Annotated in this window: 15 protein-coding genes; 11 read left to right on the top strand and 4 right to left on the bottom strand. The window is 57.3% G+C overall.

All coding sequences use genetic code 11. The annotated features are described in order from the left end of the window. Nucleotides 1-30 precede the first annotated feature (30 nt). Nucleotides 31-1131 (top strand): WD40/YVTN/BNR-like repeat-containing protein, encoded by a 1101-nt coding sequence (locus tag ACIPIN_RS07190; RefSeq protein WP_401117028.1) that lies wholly within the window; start codon nucleotides 31-33, stop codon nucleotides 1129-1131. Further along, on the top strand, nucleotides 1128-3530 hold the full coding sequence (locus ACIPIN_RS07185; RefSeq protein WP_401117026.1) for an RND family transporter: 2403 nt from the start codon (nucleotides 1128-1130) through the stop codon (nucleotides 3528-3530). The genes ACIPIN_RS07190 and ACIPIN_RS07185 overlap by 4 nt, the downstream gene beginning before the upstream one ends. Before the next feature lie 489 nt (nucleotides 3531-4019). Here ACIPIN_RS07185 and ACIPIN_RS07180 read toward each other — a convergent pair whose 3' ends face one another. Continuing rightward, nucleotides 4020-4904, bottom strand: a complete 885-nt coding sequence (locus ACIPIN_RS07180; RefSeq protein ID WP_401117025.1) for a LysR family transcriptional regulator — start codon at nucleotides 4902-4904, stop codon at nucleotides 4020-4022. 134 nt (nucleotides 4905-5038) lie between these two features. Here ACIPIN_RS07180 and ACIPIN_RS07175 point away from each other — a divergent pair, with 134 nt between their 5' ends. From ACIPIN_RS07175 to ACIPIN_RS07140, 8 genes are all read left to right on the top strand, one after another. After that, the gene (locus ACIPIN_RS07175; RefSeq protein ID WP_401117024.1) at nucleotides 5039-5866 is read left to right on the top strand and encodes a MaoC family dehydratase N-terminal domain-containing protein; all 828 of its coding nucleotides are present in this window, start codon (nucleotides 5039-5041) and stop codon (nucleotides 5864-5866) included. A 41-nt stretch (nucleotides 5867-5907) separates the two neighbouring features. Beyond that, nucleotides 5908-7071 (top strand): acyl-CoA dehydrogenase family protein, encoded by a 1164-nt coding sequence (locus ACIPIN_RS07170; RefSeq protein WP_401117023.1) that lies wholly within the window; start codon nucleotides 5908-5910, stop codon nucleotides 7069-7071. A gap of 10 nt (nucleotides 7072-7081) precedes the next feature. Beyond that, complete coding sequence (locus ACIPIN_RS07165; RefSeq protein WP_401117021.1) at nucleotides 7082-8434, top strand: MmgE/PrpD family protein; 1353 nt, start codon at nucleotides 7082-7084, stop codon at nucleotides 8432-8434. 5 nt (nucleotides 8435-8439) lie between these two features. Continuing rightward, nucleotides 8440-9645 carry a CaiB/BaiF CoA transferase family protein gene (locus ACIPIN_RS07160; protein ID WP_401117020.1) on the top strand — a complete coding sequence of 402 codons (1206 nt, stop codon included), beginning with the start codon at nucleotides 8440-8442 and terminating at the stop codon, nucleotides 9643-9645. After that, entirely contained in the window at nucleotides 9642-10469 is an 828-nt protein-coding gene (locus ACIPIN_RS07155; RefSeq protein ID WP_401117018.1) for an HpcH/HpaI aldolase/citrate lyase family protein, read from the top strand. Before ACIPIN_RS07160 ends, ACIPIN_RS07155 begins: the two co-directional genes overlap by 4 nt. A 53-nt stretch (nucleotides 10470-10522) precedes the next feature. Beyond that, nucleotides 10523-11956, top strand: a complete 1434-nt coding sequence (locus ACIPIN_RS07150; protein ID WP_401117016.1) for an aldehyde dehydrogenase family protein — start codon at nucleotides 10523-10525, stop codon at nucleotides 11954-11956. Nucleotides 11957-12194: 238 nt separating this feature from the next. After that, a complete protein-coding gene (locus ACIPIN_RS07145; RefSeq protein WP_401117014.1) occupies nucleotides 12195-12710 on the top strand; it encodes a phosphonopyruvate decarboxylase in 516 nt (171 codons plus the stop codon). An 8-nt stretch (nucleotides 12711-12718) separates the two neighbouring features. Further along, nucleotides 12719-13324, top strand: coding sequence for a thiamine pyrophosphate-dependent enzyme (locus ACIPIN_RS07140; RefSeq protein ID WP_401117012.1), 606 nt, complete (start codon nucleotides 12719-12721; stop codon nucleotides 13322-13324). Between the two features lie 582 nt (nucleotides 13325-13906). On the opposite strand, the gene ACIPIN_RS07135 is transcribed toward ACIPIN_RS07140, so the two are convergent. The 3 genes from ACIPIN_RS07135 to ACIPIN_RS07125 form a co-directional block, all read right to left on the bottom strand. Next, nucleotides 13907-14365, bottom strand: coding sequence for a VOC family protein (locus ACIPIN_RS07135; RefSeq protein ID WP_401117010.1), 459 nt, complete (start codon nucleotides 14363-14365; stop codon nucleotides 13907-13909). After that, nucleotides 14362-15156 carry an NAD(P)H-dependent oxidoreductase gene (locus ACIPIN_RS07130; protein ID WP_401117008.1) on the bottom strand — a complete coding sequence of 265 codons (795 nt, stop codon included), beginning with the start codon at nucleotides 15154-15156 and terminating at the stop codon, nucleotides 14362-14364. Before ACIPIN_RS07130 ends, ACIPIN_RS07135 begins: the two co-directional genes overlap by 4 nt. A gap of 159 nt (nucleotides 15157-15315) precedes the next feature. Then, on the bottom strand, nucleotides 15316-16488 hold the full coding sequence (locus ACIPIN_RS07125) for an NAD(P)/FAD-dependent oxidoreductase (protein ID WP_401117006.1): 1173 nt from the start codon (nucleotides 16486-16488) through the stop codon (nucleotides 15316-15318). 365 nt (nucleotides 16489-16853) lie between these two features. Between ACIPIN_RS07125 and ACIPIN_RS07120 the strand changes: the two genes are divergently transcribed. After that, on the top strand, nucleotides 16854-17573 hold the full coding sequence (locus tag ACIPIN_RS07120) for a helix-turn-helix domain-containing protein (RefSeq protein ID WP_401117004.1): 720 nt from the start codon (nucleotides 16854-16856) through the stop codon (nucleotides 17571-17573). Nucleotides 17574-17800: the final 227 nt, after the last annotated feature.

Raw genomic sequence — 17800 nt, 5'->3', positions numbered from 1 at the left:
TCCATGGAACCGCATCATCGAGCCTCGAAAATGCGAACTCAAACATCAAGGTTTATATCCAGCCATCCGTTCAAGGCATTGCTGTTGAGCGCTTCGATCGTGACAGTACTCTTCAGCACTGCAGTAATGGCGCAAACCGATGGTTTGCCGGTGCAGCCATCGATCACCAGTGCCATGGCGACCCATTCGGTCATGCTGAGCGTGGCGCGTGCCGGGCAACGCCTGGTGGCCGTCGGCGAAAGAGGGTTCATCATTGTCTCGGATGACAATGGCGATACCTGGAAGCAAGTCAGCTCCCCCGTCAGCGTGACGCTGGTCAAGGTTCGGTTCATCGATGACGGCGAAGGCTGGGCTGTCGGGCATGCCGGAGTCGTCCTGCACACCCGGGATGGCGGACTGACCTGGAGTAAGCAGCTTGATGGCGTCCAGGCGGCCGACATCGAATTGCAAGAAGCCAAACGCTCCGACGATGCGCAAAAAATCGCTCAAGCACAGCAACTGGTGGACGATGGCCCCGATAAGCCGTTGCTGGATCTGTTTTTCCTCGACGCCAAAAACGGCTGGGTGGTGGGCGCGTACGGCCTCGCGTTTGTGACGCATGACGGCGGGCTCAGTTGGCAATCCATCCGTTCCCGTATCGACAATCCTTCAGGGCTGCATCTCTACGCCATTGAACGGGTTGGGGCGGATCTCTTTGTTGCCGGAGAGCAGGGCACGCTGTTGCGCTCCAGCAACGAGGGCCAGACCTTCGAGTCGCTGGCGTCGCCCTACGAGGGCACGACCTTCGGGCTTCAGGCGACCCACAGCGGATCAATCCTGGCGTTCGGGCTTCGTGGCAAAGCCTTCGAGTCCAGGGATCGCGGTGATACCTGGCAGCGTCTCGACACCCTGCAGCCCGTTACGTTGACCAGTGGCTTGCGTCTTGACGATGGCTCGGTACTCCTCGCCGATGAGTCGGGACGCGTGTTGCGCTTCGCCAATGATGATACGAAAGCGGCTGTCCTTCAGATTACTCAACCCGGTTACTTCACGGGCATCGCGCAAGCCGCGAACGGAAACCTGATCATCAGTAGTGCACGCGGCATGCTGTCGTCCGCGATTGCAGTGGACTCGCCGGAGCACAATCAATGAACAGCTTTACTCGTTCTGCCGAGCATAAAACCGTCCCAAAACCCGCCGAGTTTGATCCTTCTTCCGGCACCCTGGTTGAACGGTTGTTGTTCAATCATCGCAGCATCATTTTAGGCATTTGCGTACTGCTCAGCCTGGTGCTCGGCTATCAGGCGCTGAGTTTGAAACTCAATGCAGCGTTCGAAAAAATGATCCCGACGGATCACCCTTACGTGCAGAACTACCTGAAAAACCGCGGACAGTTGGGGGAGGGTGGTAACACGTTACGGATTGCGATCGAAGCCAGACAGGGCAGTATTTTTGATGCCGCGTACCTGGAAACGGTCAAGAAAATCAACGATGAGGTATTTTTACTGCCAGGCGTCGACCGATCGTACATGAAGTCCTTGTGGACGCCGGCGACCCGCTGGATCGGCGTGACGGAGGAAGGTTTCGACGGTGGACCGGTCATACCTGACAATTACGATGGTTCTGCCAGGAGTCTGGAGCAGGTTCGGCAGAACGTCGATCGGTCGGGCGAGGTAGGTCGGCTCGTGGCCTCCAATTTCAAATCCAGCATCGTGCTGTTGCCGCTTCAGGACATCACCTCGGACGACGGCAAACCGCTGGATTACAACGCGCTTTCAGGCCAGCTCGAGCAGATTCGGGCCAAGTACGAAACCGACAACATCAAAATCCACATCACCGGTTTTGCCAAAGTGGTGGGCGATCTGATTGACGGTATGCGGCAGATGCAGCTGTTTTTCGCCGCGACGTTGGTGATTTGCGGCATCGTGTTGTTCTGGTACACCCGCTGCGTGCGCAGCACGTTGCTGGTGCTGCTGTGCTCGATCATCGCCGTGGTCTGGTTGCTGGGATTGCTGCCCACCCTGGGGTTTGACCTCGACCCGTATTCGATCCTCGTCCCGTTCCTGGTGTTTGCGATCGGGTTGAGTCACGGCGCGCAGAAAATGAACGGGATCATGCAGGACATCGGGCGCGGAGCCGACAAGCTCGTGGCGGCACGCTTCACCTTTCGCCGGCTGTTTTTGACGGGGCTGATGGCGCTGGTGGCCGACGCCGTGGGCTTCGCCGTGTTGATGATCATCAAAATTCCGGTCATTCAGGATCTGGCCGTCGCCGCGACGATTGGTGTTTTGACGTTGATTTTCACCAACCTGATTCTGTTGCCGATTCTGTTGTCATACACCGGCGTCAGCAAATCGGCGGCTCAGCGTGAAGCGGCTAATGACAAGTTCTCGCAGCGAGATGCTCACCACACGCGGCACCCATTCTGGGCTTTTCTGGATCGGTTCACCGAACGAAAATGGGCGAGTGGTGCAATTCTCATCGCCGTGATGCTGGGGGTGGCAGGCTTTGCCGTCAGCCTTCATGTGAAGATCGGTGACCTCAATCCCGGGGCGCCGGAGCTGCGTCCGGAATCGCGCTACAACAGCGACAACCGCTTTATGGTCAGCAACTTTTCCGCGAGCAGCGACAAGTACGTGGTGATGGTGAAAACGCCCCAATACTTCTGTGCCAACTACCAGACACTAGTGGCAGTCGACGCGCTGGAAGCGCAGCTTCAGCAGTTGCCCGGCGTGGTATCCACGACATCGTTGGCGGCGCTGAGCAAGCAGGCCGCCGCAGGCATGAATGAAGGCAGCATGACGTGGTACGAGATACCCCGAAATCAGGGGCTCTTGAACGCGATTATCACCCGCGCACCACGAGAACTGTTCAACCAGAATTGCGATCTGCTGACGGTGTATGTCTACCTGACCGATCACAAGGCGGACACTCTCACCAGCGTGGTCCAGGCCGTCGAGCAGTTCGCGGCGACCCATAACACCGATCAGATCCAGTTCCTCAATGCGGCGGGCAATGCAGGGATCGAAGCGGCCACCAACATCGTCGTGAAGCGTTCCAACGTTCAGATGCTGTTCATGGTGTACGCCGCCGTCATCGCGCTTTGCTTTATCACCTTTAGATCCTGGCGCGCAGTGGTGTGTACAGTGTTGCCGCTGATGCTGACCTCTATTTTGTGCGAAGCCTTGATGGTGGGACTCAACATCGGCGTCAAGGTGGCGACGCTCCCCGTGATCGCCTTGGGGGTCGGCATTGGTGTGGACTACGCGCTTTATATCCTCAGCGTGACACTGACCAATCTGCGTAGAGGCTCAAGCCTGTCCGACGCTTACTACCTTGCGCTGCTGTCTACCGGCAAGGTTGTGGTGATGACGGGGGTAACGCTGGGTATTGCCGTGCTCACCTGGGTACTGTCGCCCATCAAGTTCCAGGCCGACATGGGCATCCTGCTCGGGTTCATGTTCATCTGGAACATGGTTGGCGCGTTGGTACTGGTTCCGGCACTGGGGCACTTCCTGCTCAAACCCAGGCCATTGCTTGTGAATGCGTGATGTTTGACCACGTGAGGGGGACCGGGATAGCTGACCCCCCCCTCATCGTGCTTGTCGTCGTTATGATGGTCATCCGCCTGGAAAAGAACGATGGTGAAAAAGTTACTGTCAGGGAAGTAATAATGATTGAGCAGGAAAGCTGCCAGCGGATGCACAAGTCCGGGAGATGAAAGGACTGAGGGTTTGTTGGTTGGATGTATGCGGTGAGGACTGATCTTTCTGGGTTGTCGTTGGTTATAAAATTCTTGAGGTTTTTATTTCGCGCACAGTTATATATTTAACTAGTCTTGATGGTCGTCAAGTAAATAGTTAGAAGGTGTTTGTGTTATTTATAATTTATAAGTGACGAACTCCTGTGGTGCGCTTGGATGCATGTCTCTGGTATTAACAGTTCTTTATCTTTTCGATGTTCTGCAGGTTATACAAAAGATACGCGTCGGGCTTGTATTGGTTACGCATTTTTTTGCGGATTTTTGCATAGAAGTGGTGCTATTTGCCCCGCAGCAATGCGATCAGCGGACGCACGCATCCGGGTAGTGCTTCAAGGTCTCTGACAAGAATGCTGCGTTCACGTACGGCCCAAGGTTCATCCAGTTGCAGTATGGCCAAGCGCATGGTCTTGCTATGGCGGACGGCAGCGGACTCCGGGATTACGCCGATTCCGACGCCGGCTTCGACCATTCGGCAGATCGCCTCAAAACTGGAAAGCTGGATTCTCCAGGAAAGCGTTATATCAAGCTTTTCGGCCTGTTCACGTACAAAGGCTTGTAGGGTGCTTCCCTCATGCTGGCCAATGTGTGGGAAGGATAGGGTGTCGCGCAGCTTGATGGTTTTGTTGTGGGTCAACGGGTGATTGGCGGGTACCACGAGCACCAGCCGATCCGTGCTGAAATGCAGGACTTGTAGCTCTTTACTGGCTACTGGTCCAGCGACGATGCCCATGTCGGTTGACCCTTCCAGTACGCCACGAATGATGTCTCGCGTAAGCCGCTCCTGCAGGTCGATGGTGACCCCAGGTCGCTGTGCGAGAAACCCTGCCAGGACTTCCGGTAGAAACTCGGTGACGGCTGTGGTGTTGGCAAAAATTCTTATATGGCCTGCAGTGTCGCTACCGAATTCTGCAAAGGCATTTTTTAGATGGGCGACCTGACGATTGACCAGTCGTGCATGCTGCAGGAGCAGCTGACCAGACTCGGTAAGTTCTACTCCTTTGCGATTTCGGTAAAGCAACGTGCAATTTAGCTGTGCTTCCAGCGTTTTGATGCGAGTGCTGGCGGCTGCCGCTGACATGAATGTTTTTCGTGCGCCTTGGGTCAGATTAGAAGATTCGGCGATATTGATGAAGAGGCTCAGGTCAGTCAGGTCGAAATTCATGATATGTACTTCGGGAGTTGCGGTGGAGCGTTAATCTTGCATTAACGTACACTTTAATAAAAGGAAATTTACAGGCTGTTTTTGAACTCCGATGATCGGCGCATAACAAATAAACACGCCGAGGATAAGAGTCCATGAGCGCTCAGGATCTGACGAGTTGGATCGGTAAAACCGAACAGGCTCACGAGTTCATCAGTTTCAATTTGCTCAAGCGCATCGCTGCGACGTTCGGCGAACCGGTGCCCGGTCCGAATGAGGCGCTTCCACTGCTCTGGCATTGGTGTTTTTTCCAGGAGCCTGTTGCCGAGTCGGCTCTGGGCGACGATGGCCATCCAGCCCGGGGTGGATTCCTCCCGCCTGCCGATGACCGCAACCGCATGTGGGCCGGTTCCCGTCTGGAGTTCATCCAGCCGTTGCGCGTGGGTGCCGAAGCATCACGCCTGTCCACCATCACCCATATCGAAGAAAAGCTTGGCCGTACCGGCAATCTGCTGTTCGTTACGGTCCGCCATGACTACCACCAGGAAGGGAAGCTGTGTCTGCGTGATGAGCAGGACATTGTCTATAGGCAAGCCACACCGCCCAAGCTGAGTGATGGAGAGGCGCTTAATGATGGGCAATGGAGCGAACAGGTAAGCCCTGGTCCGGTCCTGCTGTTCAGGTACAGCGCGGTGACTTTCAACGGACATCGCATCCATTACGACGCCCCCTATGTCACTCAGGTTGAGCACTACCCACAGTTGGTGGTTCACGGGCCGCTGATCGCCACGCTCAATCTTCGCGCGTTTTGCCGGGCCCACCCGCAGGCGCGGGTGCGCAGCTTTTCCTTCCGCGGTGTTCGCCCATTGCTGGCAGGGGCACCGTTTCAGGTCGGTGGACGCATTCTCGGTCCTGGCCATGCCCAGGTGTGGGCCGGTAACGAATCGGGTGCCGCGCAACTGGCGCACGTGACCTTCGACTGAGCGAGCCTCGCTCGCCTTCCTGCAATGATGAGAGAGACGTGATGACTTCAAGAGACAGTGAAGAGCTCAACGCTATTCGTGACGGGGTGCGCGCCCTTTGTGCCGAATTCGATGCCGCTTACTGGCGCAAGGTGGATGAGGAAAAGGGTTTCCCCGAAGCCTTCGTCAAGGCCCTGACCGATTCCGGTTGGCTGGCAGCGCTGATTCCGACCGAGTATGGCGGCTCCGGTCTGGGGTTGGCTGAGGCCTCTGTGATCCTGGAAGAGGTGAACCGTTGCGGCGGTAACTCCGGCACCGTGCACGGGCAGATGTACAACATGTTCACCCTGCTGCGACACGGCAGTGAAGCGCAAAAAAGCTACTACCTGCCGAAGATCGCCGCCGGCGAACTACGCCTGCAATCGATGGGTGTCACCGAGCCGACTACCGGTACCGACACCACCAAGATCAAGACCACCGCGATCAAGCGCGGGGACAAGTATGTGATCAACGGGCAGAAGGTGTGGATCTCGCGAATCCAGCATTCCGATCTGATGATCCTGCTGGCGCGTACTACGCCGTTGGTCGACGTGAAGAAGAAGTCCGAAGGCATGTCGATCTTCCTGGTCGACCTGCGCGAGGCTATCGGTAACGGCATGACCGTGCAGCCGATCGCCAACATGGTCAATCACGAAACAAACGAACTGTTCTTCGACAACCTGGAAATCCCCGCTGACAGCCTGATCGGCGAGGAAGGCAAAGGCTTCCGGTACATCCTCGACGGCCTGAATGCCGAACGCACCCTGATCGCCGCCGAGTGCATCGGTGACGGTCGCTGGTTTATCGAAAAGGCCAGTGCCTATGCCCGTGATCGCGTGGTGTTCGGTCGGCCGATCGGGCAGAACCAGGGTGTGCAGTTCCCCATCGCCGAAGCCCACATCGAAATCGAAGCTGCCGACCTGATGCGCTGGCGCGCCTGTGAGGAATATGACAGCGGTATCAATGCCGGGGCCAGCGCCAACATGGCCAAGTACTTGGCGGCCAAGGCTTCCTGGGAGGCGGCCAATGCTTGCCTGCAAACCCACGGTGGTTTCGGGTTCGCTTGCGAGTACGACGTCGAGCGCAAGTTCCGCGAAACCCGGCTGTACCAGGTCGCGCCTATCTCTACCAATCTGATCCTGTCGTACGTGGCCGAGCACCTGCTCTCGCTGCCGCGCAGCTTTTGAGGAAATGACCGTGATTCACACTCAAGCCCTGGCTGAATTCCTTGCTTCCCTGCAGTACTCGCAGATTCCGGTCGACGTCCTGAATCGGACCGAAGATCTTTTTCTCGACTGGCTCGGTTCGGCTCTGGCCAGCAAGGGTTCCCATCCGATCCCGCTGTTCGAGAATTATGCGAAGAATATGGGCCCGGCTGACGGCCCGGCGAAAATCATAGTCAGCGGGCGCGGGACTTCGGCTTACTTTGCTGCATTCGTCAATGGCGCTTCTTCGCACTTGGTGGAGCAGGATGACCTGCACAACAGCTCGGTCTTGCACCCGGCCACCGTTGTGTTTCCTGCCGTTCTCGCCGCCGCTCAGGATCTGAACAAGTCCGGCCGCGAATTGCTGCTGGCCTCGGTCGCGGGTTACGAAGCAGGCATTCGTATCGGCGAGTTCCTCGGACGCTCGCACTATAGAATTTTCCACACCACGGCCACGGTAGGGACCCTCGCCGCAGCTGTTGCCGTCGGCAAGCTGCTTGATTTCAATCAAGAGCAGTTCATCAATCTTCTGGGAAACGCCGGGACGCAGGCTGCCGGTCTCTGGGAGTTTCTGCGTGATGCCGCCGACTCCAAGCAGCTGCACACGGCCAAAGCTGCGGCTGATGGGTTACTGGCGGCCTACATGACCCGCGACGGATTGACCGGCGCCCGCAATATTCTTGAGGGTGAGCAGGGTATGGCCGCTGGCATGTCCAGCGATGCCAATCCTGCAAAACTGTCCGACCGTCTTGGCTCGCGTTGGGCATTGGCAGAAACCTCGTTCAAGTTTCACGCCTCGTGCCGCCACACCCATCCTGCTGCTGATGCCTTGCTGGCGTTGATGCAGCGCGAAGGTCTGGAGCATCAGCAAATCGCCAGTGTGGTCACCCGGGTGCATCAAGGTGCGATCGATGTGTTGGGAATGGTGGTGGTGCCGCAGTCGATACACCAGGCGAAGTTCTCGATGGGCACGGTGCTGGGTTTGATCGCCGTGCACGGCAAGGCCGGTCTTACGGAGTTCCACACGTTAGCGCTGAACGATCCTCGAGTGTCGCAGTTCCGCGAGAAGGTCAGCATGGTGTTGGACCCCGAAGTAGACAGCGCCTACCCGGCGCGGTGGCTCGGTCGGGTGGTGGTGACAACCACCGATGGCCGCACCCTGAACGGGGCGATCGACGAGCCCAAGGGTGATCCGGGCAATACGCTGTCTCGCCCTGAGCTGGAGGACAAATTCCGTCGTCTGCTGGGCTTTTCCGGTGCGAAAACCCCGGAGCAGGCGACGACCCTGATTGATCGGGTGTGGATGCTGCACTACAGCGATGACCTTCGTGAATGGGTGGAGTAAGTCTCATGACCACTAATAGTCAAACTGCGCGCCCCCTCGACGGTATCACCGTGGTCAGTCTTGAACATGCCATCGCGGCACCGTTCTGCACCCGGCAACTGGCTGATATGGGAGCCCGAGTGATCAAGGTCGAACGCCCCCAGGGTGGCGATTTCGCCCGTGGTTACGACACCCGTACCGATGGCCTTGCATCGCATTTCGTCTGGGCCAATCGCTCCAAAGAAAGCTTGAGCCTGGACGTCAAAGCCGACGGCGCTGATGCCGTGCTCGATGCCTTGCTGGCCAAGGCTGATGTGTTGGTGCAAAACCTCGCTCCGGGTGCTGCTGCTCGTATGGGGCTTTCGTACGACGCGCTGCACGAGCGTTTTCCCCGGTTGATCGTCTGTGACATCTCCGGATATGGCGAGGGTGGTCCTTATGAAAAGAAAAAGGCTTATGACCTGCTGATCCAGAGCGAAGCCGGTTTTCTGTCTGTCACCGGTGGCCCGGGCGAGGACGAGATGGCCAAGGCGGGTTGTTCTATCGCCGACATCGCGGCCGGTATGTACGCCTATACCAGTATCCTGTCGGCGTTGTTGCTCCGCGAGAAAAGCGGAGAGGGCAGCCAGATCGACGTCAGCATGCTCGAGAGTCTCGCGGAATGGATGGGTTATCCGCTGTATTACGCTTACCAGGGTGCTCAACCGCCACAACGAGCTGGCGCCTCACATGCCACGATTTATCCCTACGGACCTTTTCCTGCCGGCGGTGGTGAAAGCGTGATGCTGGGGTTGCAGAACGAGCGCGAATGGGCAGTGTTTTGTGACCGTGTCCTGCGTATGCCCGAGCTCAAGAATGACGAGCGTTTTTCTGCCAACTACAAGCGCTCGGAGAATCGGCAAGCACTGCGCAAGATTATTGTCGAAACCTTCGAACCCTTGGGCTCAGTCGAAGTGGTGGCGCGTCTTGACGATGCGCAAATCGCCAACGCCAATGTCAATGACATGCAGGCGGTGTGGAACCACCCGCAACTCAAAGCCCGTCAACGCTGGGTAGAGGTTGACAGCCCGGCTGGCAAGTTGCCGGCGATGTTGCCGCCTGGTGCCAGTAACGCGTTCACCCCTCGAATGGATGCTGTCCCCGCGCTTGGGGAGCACAGCGTGGCGATCCTTGCTGAGCTGGGTTATTCGCCGCTTGCGGTGGAGCAGATGCGGAAAAAGGGGGTGATATGAGCACTTACCCATCGCAGCACATCAGAAGCGCGCTGTTTGTCCCTGGCAGTCGTCCCGAGCGATTTGCCAAGGCGCTGGATTGCGGCGCGGACTGCGTCATTGTCGACTTTGAGGATGCGGTCGAGGAAGGGCTCAAAGTTCAGGCGCGCGACAACCTGGACGAGTTCCTCCAGGCAAATCCCGAAGTGCGATTGGCGGTGCGGATCAACGCTCCTGGCCATCGCGAGCATGCCGCCGACATCGCCTTTTGTGCACGCCATCCTGGCGTCTCGACCATCGTTCTGCCCAAAGCACAAAGCGCTGAAGAGATTGAGGCGTTAGCCGTATGCGTACGGCCGATTTGGCCACTGATCGAAAGTGCCAAGGGGCTGCTGGCACTTGAGGCTATCTCGAGTGCCCCGTATGTGGAGCGGTTGAGCTTCGGCGCCCTGGATCTCGCGCTGGATTTGCGCCTGGAGAACGGCAGTCTTGGTGCTGACGCAGTCATGACCCAGGCTCGCTACGCCATCGTGCTGCACAGCGTGAATGCTGGATTGGCAAAACCCGTTGAAACGGTGTTTGCCGATATCGCTGATACCGATGGGTTGATCGGCGCTGCTGAAAATGGCCGTGAAATGGGGTTCGGCGCGATGTTGTGTATCCATCCTCGGCAGGTCGAAACGGTCAACAGCATATTTGCAGTCAACGAAACCCAGTTGCTCTGGGCCAGAAAAGTGCTGGCGCTTGCCGAAACCCAAGCGGGCGCTTTTCAGTTCGAGGGGCAAATGATCGATGCGCCAGTGCTGGGTTATGCCCGTCGGCTGGTGCAGGACTCGCGAGGCTGATGACCATTTTTTCAGGCACGAATGCATCCCCAATCCATGTCGGAGATAGATCCATGAGCAGTCTTTTTATTGACGGCCAACAGTGCCCCGCGTCAGGCGGACAAAGCATCGTCGTGCATTCGCCCGTCACTGGTGAGGTGATTGGCGAGATCGCCCGAGGTCAGGCGCAAGATATTGATTTGGCGGTCAACGCAGCACGTAGGGCACTGAATGGACGTTGGGGCCAGCAAAGCGCGACTGATCGGGGCCGTGTGTTGGTGCGCATCGGTGAAGCAGTATTACGGCATATCGATGAGCTTGCTGATATCGAAGCTCGCGACACGGGCAAGCCGCTGACGTTGGCGCGCAAGGACATCGAGGCGCTTGCGCGTTACTTCGAGTTCTATGGCGGAGCCTGCGACAAGGTCCACGGCGAAGTCATCCCTTACCTGCCCGGGTACTCCGTCAACGTCGTCCGCGAGCCGTGCGGTGTGGTCGGACACATCATTCCCTGGAACTACCCGGCGCAAATGTTGGGTCGCACCCTTGCGCCGGCATTGGCGATGGGCAACACCTCGGTGCTCAAACCTGCCGAGGAAGCTTGCCTGACTTCACTGCGATTTGCGCAGATCGCCACTGAAGCCGGTCTGCCTGCCGGAGTGTTGAACATCGTCACTGGTTTTGGTCGTGAGGCCGGTGCGGCGCTTGCTGCTCACCCAGGGATTAACCTGATGACCTTCACTGGCTCACCCGCTGTGGGTGTGGCTATCCAGACGGCAACTGCCGCCAATCATGTGAAGTGCGTGCTGGAGCTGGGCGGCAAGTCGCCGCAGGTGGTCTTCGCCGATGCAGACCTGGACAAGGCTGTTCCGGTGATCGTCGGCGCGATCATTCAAAACGCCGGGCAAACTTGCTCCGCGGGAAGCCGTTTGTTGATTCAGCGTGAGGTGTTCGATCAAGTCATCGAGCGCGTGGCGGCAAGGTTCCGCGAAATACGTGTCGGGTTGCCTTCGAGTGCTCCTGACTGTGGCCCCATCATCACCCAGGCGCAATTTCTTCGGGTGAATCAGTTTATCCAGGAGTGCAAGGATTCCGGGTTGCCGGTACTGGCCGAGGGCATCCTCGATGACAACTTGCCTGCCGGTGGTTACTACGTGCGGCCGACCCTGTTCGGCCCGGTACCACGAACTCACAAGCTGGCACAGGAAGAGGTGTTCGGGCCAGTGTTGGCAGCTTTGCCTTTCGATGATGAGGACGACGCGGTGGCGCTGGCCAACGGTACCGACTACGGCTTGGTGTGTGCGGTCTGGACTGAAAACGGAGCTCGTCAGCATCGCCTGGCCAAGCGCCTGGAAGGCGGTCAGGTTTTCATCAATTGCTATGGCGCCGGTGGCGGGGTGGAACTGCCTTTCGGTGGCGTTCGCAAGAGCGGCCACGGCCGTGAAAAGGGGTTGCTGGCGCTTGAAGAGTTCAGCATTACCAAGACCATCGTTTTCCATCATGGCTGATGCGGCGATGACGACTCAGCAAACGATCTGAGTCCTTTACTAATGAGAAGACCCCATGAAAAAAACAAAAAAGTGGTGCGTCAAATGTCGGCGACATCTCCTCGTGTTGGTGCTCGCCCTGTCAAAACTGCCGGCTTATGCCTGAACCGATTTGAACAACGTTGATGGATTTATAAATCAAACAACAGGCGTCCTGGCGGGCGCTGTCCTTGAACACTAAACGTGGAGTTAACTCAACATGACGATTAATTGGCCTGAGCAGATATTTGCTGAGTTCAAGAAGCTGGATGTCCGGCAAGTGGCCTACGTGCCGGATGCGGGGCACAGCAAGCTGATCCAATTATGTGACGCGGATCCGCAGATTCATTCCGTGTCGCTGACCACCGAAGAGGAGGGCGTTGCGCAACTCGGTGGCGCCTGGATCGGCGGTCAACGCGGCGTGCTGCTGTTGCAATCGAGCGGCGTTGGTAACTGCATCAATATGCTTTCGTTACAGCATGAAACCCGTATGCCGCTGTTCATGATTGTCACCATGCGTGGTGAATGGGGCGAGTTCAATCCTTGGCAAGTGGCGATGGGCAAGTCCACCCAGGAAGTGCTGGAAGCATCCGGTGTGTATGTCTATCGAGCAGACCATCCGGAAGAGATCGAGGAAACCGTCAGTGCCGGTGCCCGATTCGCTTATCAGACAGGACGCATGGTGGCCGTGCTGATCGGCCAGCGTGTCATTGGCACCAAGAACTTCAACAAGTGAGTGAAATCATGACTGCTACTGAGCAATCCAAACCCGTTCTTCGTCGTCGTGAAGTGGTTGCGCGGATCCTGCGCGATCGAAAGGATGCCCTGGCCATCACCAGTCTGGGTAACCCGACATTTGATGTGGCGTCTGCCGGAGATTGCGCGCAGAACTTTTATCTGTGGGGCGCCATGGGCGGTGCCGTCATGGTCGGCATGGGGGTCGCATTGGCGCAACCAGAGAAGCGAGTATTCGTTTTCGTCGGTGATGGGGAGATGATGATGGGGATCGGCTCCCTGGCGACCGTCGCCTGCCACTGTCCGAACAACCTGACCATCGTCGTCATCGATAACGAACACTATGCCGAAACGGGTATGCAACCGGCGCACGCTGGACGTGGCGTCAGCATCACCTCGGTGGCTACGGCCGTAGGCTTTACTGCAAGCCATTTGGTGCGTACCGCGGCACAACTGGAAGATGTCATCGACACCTTGTACAAGCATGACGGGCCAGTGCTGGTCGGTGTAAAAGTCACCACCGACCCGGAACCAACCTCGCTGCCACCGCGTGATGGTCCTTATCTACGCAGCCGCTTCAGAGAGGCGCTGATGGGCGCTGAAAGTCATCGTTGAGGTTGGCTGCCGGCGTCCTGCTGGGAGGGCGTCGGCTGGGCACTGAAGGCTGGTCACCTTTATCCCGTTTCCACTCAAACAAGCAGCCATTGCTCCTTACAGGGCAATGGCTGTTTTGCTTTTTTCAGAGCAGGGCAAAGCGTTCATCAGGTCGGTGAAAGGGTGAACAATTGGCGGCGGGCTGATGCACGGCGTTATCGTTCATCGTCGGATCGCCGCCCGGACCAAGCCCGGCTCCCTCATTTGATCTCGGTTTTACACAGGTCTTGTGTCCACTGGAGATCCCTGTGGGAGCGTGCGGTGCGTCGATCCGACTTGCCCGCGACGGCGTCCTGATGGTCGGCGGGTTTATTTTGATCGTTTGCATATCCGTTTCTTCGGTAACGGCTGCTTATGGTTCCGCCCTTACGGCGGAACCATAAGCAGCCGTTACCGCAGAACCGGATACACACAGTCAAGAAGGCCAGTCGGCCATCAGGCCCAACTCGCAAGTGGCGGTATGGATGTGCATCGAGGGGGGAGGTCAGTAAAGGTATCCAGTATGACCGAGGCGGTCACACTGGATTTATCGAGAAGGGAGGCTCAGGCGCGTTTTGCCGATCGCACTTGTAACGTGACGCCGGCACCTTTTTCGCGGGTGTCGAAATAGGTGAAACCGTTGCGATCCGGCAGTCGTCCACGCAGCAGAATATCCAGACCCAGCGCTTGACCCTGGGCCTGTCCTTCATCGCAGGAGGGTACCGAGAAGCCCAGGTGGAAGACGCCCTCGCCATGAGTGTCGAGGAATTTGCGCTGGGGTGTATTGCCCTCGGGTGGCGCACAAAGCTGCAGTTGAACGTTTTCCAGGTTGGCAAAGCGGTAATGCAATTTCAGAAAGGCCGCCTTGTCGGGAACGTCCAGCTCACCGCTGAACACCTCCAGAGACGGGAAATCTTGCCATGGGCCGATCCCGACGGACTCGTAGAACGCCACCGCATTGGCCATGTCATGGACCACGATGCACACGTGGTGCAGGTTCTGGAAGGGGTTACTTGCGGTCATTGGCATTTTGCCTTCGCTTGGGCGGCAGCTTCTTCGCGAGTCTGGTCGGCGAGCGGGTTCCATTGCACTCCCGAACGGGCTTTCACGCCTGGCTTGAGGCGTTGGGTCTGGTCGTAGTCATCCCATGGGTGGAAGAACAGCGCGTCGGTGGTGTCCAGGGTTTCCAGGCGTTCGGCGTAGTCAGCCAGGTAGCATTGACGCTCTTCTTCGCTGACCCGGGCCGGCATCCAGGCAGCAAAGGGTGGCAGCACAGTGAAGCCGGTATAGGCGAGCATGCCGTTATGGATCGGCCACAGCACGGCGTGCAGATCACCGTCGATGCCACTTGGCTCATACAGCGTCGAGGCGGTACCGGTGGTCAGGCAGATCATGGCGCGCTTGCCCTTGAAGTGGCCGGATTCATACTTGCGCCCGGTTGAATAAGCGAAGCCTCGACTGAACACACGGTCCACCCAGCCTTTCATGATAGCCGGCATGGAGAACCACCAGACCGGGAAATGGAACAGCACCAGGTCGGCCGCTGCCAGTTTTTCCTGTTCCTGGCGCACCACCGCTGCATGGGCATTGTGCTCGAAGGCGTGTTCCTGTTCGCGAGACAGATCGAGGTAGTGGGCGTCGGCACGTTCACCGACGAAATCGCCTTCACTGAGGGCCGGTTGCCAGCTCATCGCGTACAGATCGCTGACCATCACATCGTGCCCCTGGCGTGTGAGGGTCGAAACGGCAGTGTTCTTCAGGGCAGCGCTAAAGGATGCCGGTTCGGGGTGTGCAAAAACGATCAGGACCTTCATGAATAGTTACCTTTGTGGTTGAAGTAAGTGACTGCCAGGGTACGGTTCGCACCACCTGAACAGCTAGCGACCAAGGAGGATTCCGAGGCGGAAGTTCTGTTCACCGATTGAACTGCGATTGCGGATAAAGCGACGACAGACTTGGCCTGCCGCGGCATTTCAGTAGACCACCGATTCAACGATCGGCCGATTGTCGCGGATACGCTCAAAACCCAGAGGCGACAGGTCAAGAGTCTGGTATTGGCCGTGAGTGATCAGTTCGGCAATTGCACGACCTGTGGCGGGCGAATGCATGACGCCATGTCCGGAAAAACCGGTGGCGAAGAGAAAGTTGTCAATCTCATGGTGGGCGCCGATCACGCCGTTGTGGTCGAGCAGGTTCATCTCGTAATGACCGGCCCAACTACGTTGCAGCCGCATTTGCTCCAGTGCGGGGATGCGGTGAGCCAATAGCGGCCAGAGCACGTCTTCAAGCAGTTCGTGGGCTGGCTCGAAATCGCCGTCGGCGTTCGGGTCCAAGTGGTCCAGCGGAGCGATACCGGCAATGAAACCATCGCCTTCGGGACGTATCCAGGCGCCCGAGTTATCGAATAGCATCGGGAAACCTTCGGTCGACACCGGTGCCTTGATATGGAACACCGTGCGTTTGCGTGGCTCTACCGGCAGTGCGATATCCAGCCAGCCGGCAACTTTGCCGCTGGCCGGGCCTGCGGCGTTGACACACCAGTCGCAGGGCAGGCTGCTACCGTCATCCAAACGCACGGCACTGACTTTGCCGTTGGTGCAAGTCAGGCCACTCGCCCGGGCTTGTACGTAGTCCACTCCGAGCTTGCGAGCCTCGCGACGCACCAGCTGCAGCAAGGCCCAGGCGTCGAACCAGCCTTCATTGGCTGCGCCATAGGTGGCGATTCCCAGATCGTCCACATTCAGCCAAGGGAAGCGTTGCAGGGTCTGTTCCGGGCTCAGAATATCGACGCTGGCGCCGTGCTCGCGCTGCATGAGTGCATTGGCCCGCTGTATGTCTGCACCCTCGGGGGAGCCCAGCATCAGATAGCCCCGTTCCTCGAATCCGATGTCGGCATCTTCACCAAACCACTGCCGGATGTTTTTAAAAACACTGGCGCTGTACAAGCTCATGCCGATGTTGAAGGAGCAACCGAATTGAGTACGGATCGACGATGCTGACAAGGCTGTCGAGGAAAACTGATAGGTGCTATCGCGTTCGATGACCTTGATCGAGCCCTTGAAGCCTTCGCGGCGAAGGGAGTACGCAACGAAACTGCCAATGATGGCGCCGCCGATGATGACCACCGACGCTGATTGCTGAGTCATGGAGAGTTCTCTTGAGTGTCAACCTGACTTCAGTGTGGTCGAGAACTGCTCCAGTGGCTTGTAAGTAATACGGAGATTAATGCGGATTTATGCATAGTGATTTTGCTTTCGGGTCGATGTCTCGGGTGCAGCCAGTGTTACGCTGAAAAAAGCTGATGAGTCATATGCCATTGTGCTTGTAAAGATTCCAGGTGGTGCGGGAAGCTCCATTTTGAACCAGAACCGTGCATGATTTTTTTTGGGCTATTTTTCGGGGGCTTGCACAGCTTCATTGTCTGAGGCACCCTTCGCTGCAACGGTCTGGCTGAACAGTGGTTCGGCGCCATCGGGTCAATGCGAGGTGTGTCATGTTCGGATACGAAGAGTTGCTGCGCGGTGTTGAGGATAACCTTCCGCTGTTGGAGCAGATTTTCGATCGCCTGCCGGACGTGATGTTCTTCGTCAAGGATAGCCAGGCGCGCTATGTCATGGTGAACCAGGCGATCGTTGAACAGAGTGGCATGCGCAGCAAGAGTCGGGTCATTGGAACTACGGCCGACGAGCTGTTTCCTGGCACCGGGCACAATACCCTGGCCCAGGATTTGAGCGTGATTCAAAGCGGTAAAAAGATTATCGATGCGTTGCGGCTGTACTTCTCCGCCGACGGGAAAAAGCAGTGGTGTCTGAGTTCGAAGTTTCGCTTGCTGGACCAGCGAACCGGTCTTTATGGTTTGGTCGGTGTCTCGCGAATTTTGCCTCGTCCCGATGAGAAGAACTCCAGCTACAAGCGCTTGCTGGAGTTCATTCGCATTCTGGAGTCGGAAAATGATCAGAAGCTGCTGATCTCGGAGGTGGCGGACAGTGTAAATCTGTCGGTGGATACCCTTGAGCGTTTGACGAAAGAAATCTTCCATCTGACCCCCAAACAAATGCTCATCCGTATACGAATCGACAAGGCTTGCCAGTTGCTTGAAGAGACCGAGAGCAGCATTACCGATATCGCCACTGATTGCGGATACGCGGATCACAGCGCATTTTCTCGCCAGTTCAAAGCGGCTACTCACTACACACCTCAGCAATATCGGACCAGCAGTCGCTCTCTCTGAGTAAAGGCATTCACGTCACGCACTTGCCTCGTTAAATAGACCGCCCAGCTCTTGAGCTTGGGCGGTTTTTTTGCTCTCCAAAAAACCAGATGTGCAAAAAACCGCAAAATATAAGCCCAAGCGATTCAAGCCAGACGTGGCTGGCGTCGTCAGAATGGACCTCGATGCAAGGGCTGGCATCGTGAACCAACTCCAATACTAACTGGCCCGTAATGTTGGTTTGTGTC

This window comes from Pseudomonas sp. NPDC087697 (genome assembly GCF_044743155.1).
Lineage (GTDB): Bacteria > Pseudomonadota > Gammaproteobacteria > Pseudomonadales > Pseudomonadaceae > Aquipseudomonas.
The sequence above is the reverse complement of the archived record's forward strand: the minus strand, read 5'-3'. Positions and strand labels throughout refer to the sequence as shown.